This is a genomic window from Dryocola boscaweniae (genome assembly GCF_025215095.1).
Taxonomy (GTDB): domain Bacteria; phylum Pseudomonadota; class Gammaproteobacteria; order Enterobacterales; family Enterobacteriaceae; genus Dryocola; species Dryocola boscaweniae.
Window position 1 is genome coordinate 776,361 of sequence record NZ_JALHAP010000082.1, and the last position, 10,680, is coordinate 787,040.

Below are 10,680 nucleotides of genomic sequence, written 5' to 3' on the forward strand. Positions count from 1 at the left end.
CGTTCTTTCAATCATTCAGGCGTTGTGCGCCGGATTAAGGCTGACAATAAAAGCAGCCAGCGTTGCCACAGAGTAAAAATGCTGTCGTAGAGTTTCGTTTTCAGCGGATAACACCACGCCATAACGTTTTTTCACGCTTAAGCCCAGTTCAAGTGCGTCAATGGAGTCCAGCCCCAGGCCATCATCGCCAAACAGGGGTGCTTCGCTGTCAATGTCGTCCACGCTTATCTCTTCAAGATTTAGCGTGTCGATAATTAATTGTTTTATATCGTTCTTTAGGGAGTCCATATCTGTATCCGGGTCTTAACGAGGGTCAGGGACTAATTCCTGACGTAAATAATGGCTCAGACGACGCGCCGCAAGTGTCGGGGCTTCGTCCTGGGCTGTCATGAAATCCAGGCTTTCTATTCGCTGTTGTACAGAAACCGTAATCATCGGTTTGCGCGCCGGGACTTGATACCAGCGGCTTTGTTTATCGAGATAGCGCCGATCGCAATAAATATGTACCAGCCGCAAAGGGCAGCCGCTGCGTACGGCGATTTGCGCGGCTCCGCGCTGGATAGCCAACGGTTCTCCGGGACGCGTACGGGTGCCTTCAGGGAAAATAAGTATCGTCTCCCCAACCGACAGACGCCGCTGGCTTTCCGGCAATAACGTTTCGCCCTGGCTGTTAATTAAATAATCCGCCGCGCGAATAACGCCCTTAAAACAGGGATTGTTCACCAGACTTGCTTTGACCAGACAGCCAATTTCGGGCGTCTGCGAAGCAATAAAAACATAATCCAGCAGCGTGGGATGATTCGCAACGACGAGGCAGCCTTTATCGCTACGCAAATTTTCCGCGCCGCTGAATTGATAATCAAAAACGCCCAGAAAACGCCCGATGCGCAAAAATAACCGAAAACTGGCGGCAATACTGCGACGGGCAATATTACGACGCTTATTTTTATCGGGCACGGCAAGCAGCAGTAAATTAAACCACAATAGCGAGAGCGCAAGCCCACCGGCGCCAAAGAGGACAAACAGCCCGCCGGTCATGACGACTCGCCAGCACCAGTTGAGGCGCTCCAGGCATTTGCGCCACATTATTTGCGGCTCCATTGCCACAGCAGTCTTTCTCCACCGATAGCAAAAGTCGGCGCTTCGCTGAGCAAGGCATGTAAAAAAGAGAGGCTTTGCGGGAGCGCTGTCGCAGCATTATGAGCCGCAGGAACGCTTTCTGCCTGTAATTGCGAACCGGCTTCCAGAAGTAGCGCCACCGCAAAGGGGAAAGTAATTTGCTCACGGGCAAGCCAGGGCTGATAAAACTCGGGAATGGCGCCGTCAAAATCCACCATCAGCACCCGCTTATAGCCGGCATAATGGAAAGCGGCCACCTCGACCAGCGCCTGCCCGAAAGTATCCAGGCCCGCAGAGACGGAAGAAGAAACTAAAGGTGTTTTCGCCGCAATTGTGGCGTTGCCAACCGCCGAATTGTGGACCGACATGGCAAAATCCGTTGGCGAGACGGCTTGTTGATAGGCCAGGGCGCGCAGAATCTTAAAGTTGCGTTCCAGCTCACCGTGGCGGCTGGCAAAAACCAGCGCGTCAACCTGCTGGCGTTCCAGCATAGCCAGCGCACTGTCCACCGCAAGACGACTGCCCGACGCCAGGCGGCGCGCGGTCATCATCGGTAAATGTGTGCTTCTGGCGATTTCGGCTGTCGCATCGATTACCGGGGGCTTTTTGCCCCATGCCAGCCACTGCGCGGCATTAAATAAGCCGGGGGCGCTGGCCTGCCAGTCGACAAGGTTAAACGCTAACTTCATTCTCGCTACCATCATTCATATGCTGCAGCCCGCAGATATATCTTTTTATGTTGTTACGGGCTATGGAATAACTCTCAATCCGGTTGGATTTTTCTTAGAGAAAATATTTTTTCGCCGCGGAAATTTGCAACGGCGCAGAATAGTAACAAAACCTGCGATGAAATAAATCACTATGCGGAAAAACTCATGGCCTGGCAGAGGCGTCACCAGGCCATGAGACAACTTACTGATAGGTCACGCTAACGAGAGCAAGGCGTCGTTGAGGGTCGAGGTAACGGATATTAGTTTGCATCGTGCTGTCGCTGTGCACTGTGTAATCAGCAAGCTTCGAGTAGGGAACGGTACGAGTGACTGCTTTACCCTGTTGATTACAGGTTATTTTGACCGCCCGCTCCTGCGAGGCAATATCGCATCCGCCTTCAACAATCGCACCGCGAAAATGTATCACTCCCCCCGTCGGGCTGGCGTGTGACAACGGCGAAAGTGCCGCAAAGGCAGCAATACAGAGAAACGTCTTAAAAGTAACTTTTATCACGATCTGTACTCCTCAAATGCGGTCTGTAAGGAGGGTTATCGGCAGATAACGAAAGCTCTACAGATAAACATTGGTCTACAGATGAAATAATCTCAACAAACCCGCTACAAAAATAAAAAATTAAGGATCATATATTGCCCGGCGGAGCCCATTGTTTTTCCAGGTTAATGTCCTTCCCGTTCGTCAGGGTGACGGTAATGGTTACGTTATCTCCAGGATCGATATTCAGGCGCAGGCTGGCTAATTTTATCGGTTCGTTTGCCTTTATAGAGACACTGGCGCGCTGGTTGCTGGAGCTTTGTCCGGATGTTCCGGAACGAATGGCCGCAAGCTTCATTGAACACTGGCAATCGGTAGTCAGCGTGGCGACGGGTTCAATGGTGTAAATATTTCCCTCCTGCCGGGTATCAAAAGTAAGCTGATTTGAGAGCGCCGCCAGTAAAATTAAGGTATGCATATCATCTCCCAATAAAAAAACAGGGCCTGAGCCCTGTTTCTATATAGTGCACATTCTCAATTAATGCTGGTAAGCATTAGCATAGTTACCCCAGCCAACCTGGGTAACAGAAATTGTCGAATTATCAGCAGTCTGGTTAGTAATCGCGGTGTTTTTACCACCCTGAGACTGAACGACGAAAGTATCTGAGTCTGAAGCGCCAGATTGGTTTGATTTCACATAGTTATTGTAACCATATGATTTAATGTCAATTACAGCATCTGGAGACGATCCTTGATCGGCAAGTGCAACGTTGTTCACACCTTCCTGATAAATACTCAAGGTTTCATTTCCCTGGCTATTGTGCACAGGGAAATGGCCAGCCAGAGCACCACCGGAAACAACTAACGCTGCTAATGCTGCCACTTTGAATAAATTCATGGTAAAACCCCCATCGGATTGAGAATGTAAGCCCAAATAGTTTGTGTATTATCGTTGGATAATACGAACCGCCATTTGTGACTGTTTCTGCACTACAACTGCTGTTTTTTGCGTACCATTCTGAATAATGCTTGCTTTATTTCCGGAACCTTTCTGGATAATTAAAGCGGCATTACCCGAATTGCTCTGCTGTATATCCGCATCATTCGAACTTCCCGTCTGCGAAATATAAGCCAGATTATAACTCCCTGATTGATCGACATTTGCACGGTTGTTGCCTCCATACTGCGAGACTTCCGCAAGTTGCCGGGTCCCTCTTTGATCAACATCAGCACTATTACTAGCGCCGTGTTGGCCAATAATAGCTGCCTGGTTAAAAGTTGCTTTGCTTAATTCATTTACTGCAAAGTTATACTCTGAAGCGGCAAGATCAAAACCTGCTGCTATTACATAACCAGGCGCACCCAGCAATGCTAACACCATAAATAACGATCTGTTTTTCATGTTGTCATCCTGGACCTGGATGCCGCCAGGTAAATATGCCAAAATCATTTCATTGTTAACGCAATCGATAAAAAGTTATTGCTGCGTTACGGAAATGAGTATGTCCTTCGAAACATTTAAAATATCTCACCCGCACGTTGTATTTTTATATTTATATTCATACCAAAGCATGAGTAATATAAAAAACTCCAGCACCAACAAGACGTTCTCACTGGCAAATTTTAATTACCCCCCGACCTGGGCCGTAGACCCATTGGTTAAACCGTCCTTACCGGCTGGCGAGGCATCTTTTGCGGAGTGAGCAACAAATTAGAGAACAAGCTTGTCACCATGATACATTTTCTTAAACGAGTCAGAAAAGTTGATATCAAGAGCCGTTGCTTACATATGTTAAAATTAGATAAGTGTTAATATTTTTACACAAACACAAATAAAATCAATTAGTTAAATTAAATTGCATGATTTACAAAAACTATGCAACTTAATTAAAATGTACAACTTTAGCATCAAGACTAAATAGTAAAAATTTCACTGAGAAACATTTTAATATCTTCAGTTACATTATGTAACATCTTTAACACTTGCTTTAAGATTACTTCCCGCTAGATTGAATTCAGCAGTAACCATTTTATTTAACACAATGTCAGTCATATCGAAGTGCGTGTCTGATGGTGTTTTATTATTTCACACACAGCAGTGCCGCGCTAATCAGTACCTCTGGTGAATTAACTTTCTGTTAATTCAGCTGATAGTGCATAAAAACAGGTTGGAGTTTCATCATGTTTAATGAAGTCCATACTTTAAATGGTCATACATTGTTGTTGATCACCAAACCGTCGCTGCAGGCTTCGGCTTTATTACAACATTTAAAATCATCTCTGTCCGTCAATGGAAAACTCCATAATATTCAACGTTCTCTCGAAGAGATCGCGGGGAATGTTCTGGTGTTATTTGATATGGTCGAGGCGGATAAGAAACTTATTAATTACTGGCAGGACAACTTAAGCCGTAAGCACAACAGCATCAAATTACTTCTCCTTAATACGCCTGAGGAGTATCAATTCCGCGACATTGAGAACTGGCCTCACATTAACGGCGTGTTCTATACGTCAGAGGAAGAACCACGGGTTGTCGAAGGTATTCGTGGCGTCATGGAGGGCGAATGTTATTTCTCGCAAAAACTAGCCAGCTATCTTATTAATCACTCCGGAAACTATCGCTTCAACAACGTTGAGTCTTCGTTGTTGACGCACCGTGAAAAGGAAATCCTTAATAAATTACGTATTGGCGCTTCCAATATTGAAATCGCTCAGTCGCTATTTATTAGTGAGAACACGGTAAAAACCCATCTTTACAACTTATTCAAGAAGATAGCCGTTAAAAACCGCACTCAGGCGGTTTCCTGGGCAAACGATAATCTCAGGCGATAAGGCAATGAAATTACAACCTGCTTTACTGCTGGCGACAGTATTATTGTGCGCTTCCGGGGGCGCTCGCGCCGTAGAAGTGGAAATTCCCGGATTGTTGACGGATCACACCGTTTCTGCCGTGGGCCACGACTTTTACCGAGCCTTCAGTGACAAGTGGGAAAGCAGTTTTACCGGAAACCTGACCATAAATGAGCGACCCAGTGCCCGTTGGGGAAGCTGGATAACCATTACTGTCGATCAGGAAGTTATTTTTCAGGCTTTTCTATTCCCTATAAAACGCGACTTCGACCGCAACGTCGATATTGCACTGGCTCAAACCGATGAGGCAATTAAACGCCGGCAGATAGACAAAGCATTGTTGAGCACCGGCGATTTAACCCACGATGAATTCTAGGAGGCTGTCATGCGTATAGCTCATGCAGTTATTTCCCTGCTGGTCTTTACCCCGCTGGCATGGGGTGGAAATATGACGTTTCAGTTTACAAACCCGAATTTTGGCGGTAACCCCAATAACGGGCCGTTTTTACTTAATGAAGCTCAGGCTCAGAACTCCTATAAAGATCCCAGTTATAACGATGATTTTAGTTATGAAGCGCCCTCGGCTCTGGATAACTTTACGCAAACAATTCAGTCACAGTTGCTGGGCGGCTTGCTGACCAATATTAATACCGGCAAACCAGGGCGCCTGGTAACCAATGATTTTATCGTTGATATCGCCAATGCTGACGGTCAGTTAACGATGAATATTACAGACCGAAAAACAGGAAAAACATCAACCATTCAGGTTGCGGGATTACAAAACAACTCTACTGATTTTTAGTGGGCTTAAACAATCAAAAAGTATTTAAGGATAAACAACATGCAGCGCTTTCTTCTCATCGTAGCAGTGTGTTTATTAAGTGGTTGTTTAACCGCACCACCTAAAGAAGCTGCTAAGCCTACACTCATGCCTCGGGCCCAAAGCTACCGTGATTTAACGCATCTACCGGAAGCCGCGGGGAAACTGTTTGTCTCGGTATATAACATCCAGGATGAAACGGGTCAGTTTAAACCGTATCCTGCGAGTAACTTTTCAACAGCCGTACCGCAAAGCGCCACCGCTATGCTGGTTACAGCTTTAAAAGATTCACGCTGGTTTATTCCGCTGGAACGCCAGGGATTACAAAACCTGCTGAATGAACGCAAAATTATCCGCGCAGCCCAGGAAAACGGCACCGTTGCAGCGAATAACCGTCAGGCTCTGCAATCGTTAATGGCGGCGAACGTCATGATTGAAGGATCTATTATCGGCTATGAAAGCAATGTGAAGTCGGGCGGTGTTGGAGCGCGTTACTTCGGTATTGGTGGCGAAACGCAATACCAGCTCGACCAGATTGCCGTGAACCTGCGCGTGGTTAACGTCAGCACCGGTGAGGTATTGTCTTCGGTTAATACCAGTAAAACGATTCTGTCTTATGAAGTGCAGGCCGGGGTATTCCGCTTTATTGATTACCAGCGTCTGTTAGAGGGTGAAATTGGCTACACCACCAATGAACCTGTCATGATGTGTCTGATGTCAGCTATCGAGACGGGGGTTATTTATCTGGTTAACGATGGCATCGATCGTGGACTGTGGGATCTTAAAAACCCAGCCGATCGAAATAATCCGGTACTGGTTAAATACAAAGAAATGTCGGTGCCGCCGGAAGCCTGACGGCAACCGGGAAATAAAAAAACCAGCCTCGGCTGGTTTTTTTATTCGGGGATAATCGTTACCTGCCTGGATTTTCGCGCCGCAAGCCATAATCCGCTGCTCTTCATCGCAAAACCAAATACCAGCCCCAGTAATAAAGAAGGCACGACAATCCGCCATTCTCCCTGACCGGCAAAGGTCGCGCAGGCGCCGATAAAAGTGCCGGGTACAAACGACAACAGTACATGGCGGGCCTGCACGCACATCAGGAAAGCCACTACGCCCGTAACGGTATAGCCAAGAATTTCCAGATGCGGTGCCATCGCGCTGCCATGGATGATGACCTGCGCCCAAAGCACGCCGCTGCATAATGTGCAAAGCGAGATAATCAGCCCTTTCAGGCCGCTCTGCGGGCAGGCGAAATATGCGGTACAGCCGAGAAAACCTGCCCAGCTAAGCAAACCAAGGCTCACCGCCACCCAGCCCCAAAGGCCTGAGAGAATACCGGTCGTCAATGCAAGAGAAATGAGTATGTTCATGGCGGCGTATCATAGCAGAGCCTTTGGCTTCGACCACGATCTGCCGCACATTTTATGAAAGAAACGAAAATTTATTGCACCATAAATGTGATGCAAGTCACTATTTATTCCTCTTCAGATTCCTGAAGCTCATCGCGCATCGCCTGGATAGCTTCACGACTGATTGCCGCCAGCGTGCGATAGAAAGGGGTTGTTGCGTGGGCTTCCACCTTGCCAAGGAAAGTGCCGCACCACGGCAGCAAATACTCATCAAACAGCACGATCTGCGCTTCAAATTCATCTTCCTGCGACTGGTCTTCCAGCCAGGAGGCAGCGAGTAATAAAGTGCCAAAGTGATCGGCTGGGGTTTGTGCAAGCGGCATACCGCGCTCTTTTAGAAACTCGCGCACTTCGCCTTCATGGCTGCCCTCTTCCCACGCTGAGCGGTATGGCGGAACGCTGCACTCGTCGCCCACAAAAAGCGCGTTGTAATCTGCCGCCAGCAACTGCGGATCGCAGCTTTGCTGCAGTCGAGCCAGCAATTCGTCCTGCTCAAGTGGCCAACTTGCCGCCAGCTTCCCTTCGCGGATCATCGTCAGCAACGGCACCAGCAGCGGGTCCTGTGGCTGGCGGTAAAACAGCGATCCTAAAATACGGCAAATAATTGAGAACTCATTCATGCTAACAGTCCATTTAAAGATAGAGATTATAGTGTGGCAAATTCGGCGATAGGCGCCATGCCACGGGCTTCAAGGAAATCTAACAGGCGGCGCGGCGTAACGTTTAAAATGCGATCTTCCGGGAATTCCACTTCCGCAAGAACCTTACGGCATTCGTCAAAGTCGCCCAAGCTAAATGCCGTATGGGAATCAGACCCCAGCGACAGCCAGCCGCCCGCATCACGCACCGCCGCGGCAATGGCGCGGCAGTTTGGCCCGCTTCCTTTACGGGAATGGGTAAACGAAGAGTTATTCAGCTCAAGCGCAACATTATATTTAGCGGCAGCCTGCGCGATGGCCTGGATATCGACGGGAAATTTGGGGTTGCCTGGATGGCTAATGATATGCGCCTTGCCTGCAGCCATCGTCGCGATCATGGCTTCGGTGTGGGTGGCTTCATCCTGCGGCGGGAAAACCGGCTCATGAAAGCCAGCGATAATCAGATCGAGCGCATCCAGCATCGGGCCGCTGCAATCAATTTCCCCACTGGTGTTTTTAATATTCGCCTCAATGCCGCGCAGAATGCCCACGCCATCAACAATGCGCGGCCAGATGCGCATATTCACAAAGTGCCAGTAATGAGGCGCATCGGCCATATCCGGGCCGTGATCGGTAATAGCAAATAATTTGATGCCCTTGCTCTTTGCGATAGCGATGTAATCGTGAAGGGTGCTGTAGGCGTGGGTGCTGGCAACGGTATGCATATGCAGGTCAACGGGATACATAACTCTCTCCTTTATCTTTCAGGCAAGGATAGCAGTTATCGCCGTTGAATTTTAGCCCGGCGGGGAGCCGGGCATAAGTTTAATAACCGTGCTGCAAGGAAACTTCGCCCGCAGGCTTTTCACCTTTCTCAATCTGGCGAATCGTTCTGGCGATATAAGCCATTGCTTCATCAGGACGTGTCACCGCCGCGATGTGAGGCGTTATCGCTACACGAGGATGCTTCCAAAGAGGGCTATCCACCGGCAGCGGCTCCTGAGAGAAAACGTCCAGCATCGCCCCTTTCAGCTTACCGTTATCGAGCGCGGCCAGAAGATCGGCTTCCACCAGATGAACGCCACGCGCAAGATTAAGTACGTAAGCTTCATCCGCCAGTTGCTCCAGCAGCCCTGCATTAATGATCCCGACGGTTTGCGGCGTATTTGGCAGGAGGTTGATAAGAACACGAGTGCCGTTCAGGAAATCGCCGAGCTGCTCGGCGCCCGCGAAGCTTGTGACGCCAGGATAATCTTTTTTGCTGCGGCTCCAGCAGCGCACCGGGAAGCCCCAGGCAATTAAGCTTTCTGCCACTTGACCGCCGAGTACGCCCGCGCCGAGAAGACCAATAGTAAAGTCTTCGCGCCGGTACTCATCCAGAGGTTGCCAGTTGGCCTGCTGTTTTTGCGCCTGGTAGTCGTCAAAACGTCTGAACCAGTGCAGAACCTGGCTTACAGCATACTCCTGCATTTGCAGGCCCATGCCCGTATCCTCAAGACGGAATAACGGCACGCCTGCGGGGAGCATATCGGGATGAGCCTTCAGCTTGCTGAGAATTGAATCCACACCTGCGCCAAGTGCGAACACGCCCTTAAGCTGCTTGCGGCCAGCCAGCATTTCCACAGGCGGATGCCAGACTAATGCATAATCAGCAGGTTGATTATCGCCTTCGCGCCATTCGCGCACGCGAGCCTCAGGGAGTTGTTGTTGCAGACCTGCCAGCCAGGATTGTGTATCGAATGTTGGGTGATAGAAAATTATGTCCACGCTTCCTCCTTTTTTCTTAGGCTTACGCGAAACGCGAATCAATTCAAGGGCAAAATGTAATAAAAAAACAGCATCCCCTGTTGTTTTAAAACGCAAATTGTTTGAAGTTTGTCTGATCGCACTGAATTTAATAAAAAGTGCATTGACGCGATCGGCACTTTTCCCTACATTAGCGCCCGTTCCAGCAGCGCTGGAGCAACAATATGGTGAGGTGTCCGAGTGGCTGAAGGAGCACGCCTGGAAAGTGTGTATACGGCAACGTATCGAGGGTTCGAATCCCTCCCTCACCGCCATATTTCATAGGAAAGCCTGAACTTACGTTCGGGCTTTTTTATTGCATGTTGCACATTAAGGGACGGGTGAGAAACCTCGACAGGGTTCGACAACAGGCTTCAGCCTGTTGGACAGCGATGGCATTTATGATATCGCTGCCCGAAGGGCGAGTCCTCCGGACGAGTCAATCCCTCCCTCACCGCCATATTTCATAGGAAAGCCTGAACTTACGTTCGGGCTTTTTTATTGCATGTTGCACATTAAGGGACGGGTGAGAAACCTCGACAGGGTTCGACAACAGGCTTCAGCCTGTTGGACAGCGATGGCATTTATGATAGCGCTGCCCGAAGGGCGAGTCCTCCGGACGAGTCAATCCCTCCCTCACCGCCATATTTCATAGGAAAGCCTGAACTTACGTTCGGGCTTTTTTATTGCATGTTGCACATTAAGGGACGGGTGAGAAACCTCGACAGGGTTCGACAACAGGCTTCAGCCTGTTGGACAGCGATGGCATTTATGATATCGCTGCCCGAAGGGCGAGTCCTCCGGACGAGTCAATCCCTCCCTCACCGCCATATTTCATAGGAAAGCCTGAACT

The 10,680-nt window shown here is 48.9% G+C and carries 15 protein-coding genes, 1 tRNA gene and 3 other RNA genes; 8 read left to right on the top strand and 11 right to left on the bottom strand.

Annotated elements, in window-relative coordinates; genetic code table 11:
- Window positions 1-15: 15 nt before the first annotated feature.
- From MUA00_RS21125 to csgB, 7 genes are all read right to left on the bottom strand, one after another.
- Entirely contained in the window at window positions 16-288 is a 273-nt protein-coding gene (locus tag MUA00_RS21125) for a phosphopantetheine-binding protein (RefSeq protein WP_271124932.1), read from the bottom strand.
- A 15-nt stretch (window positions 289-303) separates the two neighbouring features.
- Window positions 304-1,086: a lysophospholipid acyltransferase family protein gene (locus tag MUA00_RS21130; RefSeq protein ID WP_271124933.1), complete on the bottom strand. Its 783-nt coding sequence runs from the start codon at window positions 1,084-1,086 to the stop codon at window positions 304-306.
- Window positions 1,086-1,808: a beta-ketoacyl synthase chain length factor gene (locus MUA00_RS21135; protein WP_271124934.1), complete on the bottom strand. Its 723-nt coding sequence runs from the start codon at window positions 1,806-1,808 to the stop codon at window positions 1,086-1,088. Before MUA00_RS21135 ends, MUA00_RS21130 begins: the two co-directional genes overlap by 1 nt.
- Before the next feature lie 223 nt (window positions 1,809-2,031).
- Window positions 2,032-2,343 (bottom strand): fimbrial protein, encoded by a 312-nt coding sequence (locus MUA00_RS21140; protein ID WP_271124935.1) that lies wholly within the window; start codon window positions 2,341-2,343, stop codon window positions 2,032-2,034.
- A 127-nt stretch (window positions 2,344-2,470) separates the two neighbouring features.
- Window positions 2,471-2,800 (bottom strand): curli assembly chaperone CsgC, encoded by a 330-nt coding sequence (csgC, locus tag MUA00_RS21145; RefSeq protein ID WP_271124936.1) that lies wholly within the window; start codon window positions 2,798-2,800, stop codon window positions 2,471-2,473.
- A 60-nt stretch (window positions 2,801-2,860) separates the two neighbouring features.
- Window positions 2,861-3,220 carry a curlin gene (locus MUA00_RS21150; RefSeq protein ID WP_271124937.1) on the bottom strand — a complete coding sequence of 120 codons (360 nt, stop codon included), beginning with the start codon at window positions 3,218-3,220 and terminating at the stop codon, window positions 2,861-2,863.
- Window positions 3,221-3,268: 48 nt separating this feature from the next.
- Window positions 3,269-3,724, bottom strand: a complete 456-nt coding sequence (gene csgB / locus MUA00_RS21155) for a curli minor subunit CsgB (protein WP_271124938.1) — start codon at window positions 3,722-3,724, stop codon at window positions 3,269-3,271.
- Between the two features lie 779 nt (window positions 3,725-4,503).
- On the opposite strand from csgB, the gene csgD reads away from it, so the two are divergent.
- Genes csgD through csgG form a run of 4 tightly spaced genes read left to right on the top strand, consistent with a single transcriptional unit; the run spans window position 4,504 to window position 6,847 of the window.
- Window positions 4,504-5,154 carry a biofilm master transcriptional regulator CsgD gene (gene csgD / locus MUA00_RS21160; RefSeq protein ID WP_271124939.1) on the top strand — a complete coding sequence of 217 codons (651 nt, stop codon included), beginning with the start codon at window positions 4,504-4,506 and terminating at the stop codon, window positions 5,152-5,154.
- A 4-nt stretch (window positions 5,155-5,158) separates the two neighbouring features.
- Window positions 5,159-5,548 (top strand): curli production assembly/transport protein CsgE, encoded by a 390-nt coding sequence (gene csgE / locus MUA00_RS21165; RefSeq protein ID WP_271124940.1) that lies wholly within the window; start codon window positions 5,159-5,161, stop codon window positions 5,546-5,548.
- A 9-nt stretch (window positions 5,549-5,557) separates the two neighbouring features.
- Window positions 5,558-5,974, top strand: coding sequence for a curli production assembly/transport protein CsgF (gene csgF, locus MUA00_RS21170; protein WP_271124941.1), 417 nt, complete (start codon window positions 5,558-5,560; stop codon window positions 5,972-5,974).
- 39 nt (window positions 5,975-6,013) lie between these two features.
- The gene (gene csgG, locus MUA00_RS21175; protein ID WP_271124942.1) at window positions 6,014-6,847 is read left to right on the top strand and encodes a curli production assembly/transport protein CsgG; all 834 of its coding nucleotides are present in this window, start codon (window positions 6,014-6,016) and stop codon (window positions 6,845-6,847) included.
- A gap of 41 nt (window positions 6,848-6,888) precedes the next feature.
- Here csgG and MUA00_RS21180 read toward each other — a convergent pair whose 3' ends face one another.
- The 4 genes from MUA00_RS21180 to ghrA all read right to left on the bottom strand — a co-directional run bounded on the left by MUA00_RS21180 (window position 6,889) and on the right by ghrA (window position 9,809).
- A complete protein-coding gene (locus MUA00_RS21180) occupies window positions 6,889-7,365 on the bottom strand; it encodes a DUF1097 domain-containing protein (protein ID WP_271124943.1) in 477 nt (158 codons plus the stop codon).
- 104 nt (window positions 7,366-7,469) lie between these two features.
- Window positions 7,470-8,024 carry a TorD/DmsD family molecular chaperone gene (locus tag MUA00_RS21185; RefSeq protein ID WP_271124944.1) on the bottom strand — a complete coding sequence of 185 codons (555 nt, stop codon included), beginning with the start codon at window positions 8,022-8,024 and terminating at the stop codon, window positions 7,470-7,472.
- Window positions 8,025-8,050: 26 nt separating this feature from the next.
- Complete coding sequence (locus MUA00_RS21190) at window positions 8,051-8,788, bottom strand: phosphatase (RefSeq protein WP_271124945.1); 738 nt, start codon at window positions 8,786-8,788, stop codon at window positions 8,051-8,053.
- Window positions 8,789-8,867: 79 nt separating this feature from the next.
- Window positions 8,868-9,809 carry a glyoxylate/hydroxypyruvate reductase GhrA gene (gene ghrA, locus MUA00_RS21195; protein WP_271124946.1) on the bottom strand — a complete coding sequence of 314 codons (942 nt, stop codon included), beginning with the start codon at window positions 9,807-9,809 and terminating at the stop codon, window positions 8,868-8,870.
- Between the two features lie 205 nt (window positions 9,810-10,014).
- On the opposite strand from ghrA, the gene MUA00_RS21200 reads away from it, so the two are divergent.
- From MUA00_RS21200 to MUA00_RS21215, 4 genes are all read left to right on the top strand, one after another.
- Window positions 10,015-10,102 (top strand) — tRNA-Ser (locus tag MUA00_RS21200).
- Window positions 10,103-10,147: 45 nt separating this feature from the next.
- Window positions 10,148-10,287: non-coding RNA, RtT sRNA (locus tag MUA00_RS21205), on the top strand.
- Between the two features lie 45 nt (window positions 10,288-10,332).
- A non-coding RNA gene (locus MUA00_RS21210) (RtT sRNA) lies at window positions 10,333-10,472 on the top strand.
- A 45-nt stretch (window positions 10,473-10,517) separates the two neighbouring features.
- A non-coding RNA gene (locus MUA00_RS21215) (RtT sRNA) lies at window positions 10,518-10,657 on the top strand.
- The last annotated feature ends 23 nt before the right edge of the window (window positions 10,658-10,680 follow it).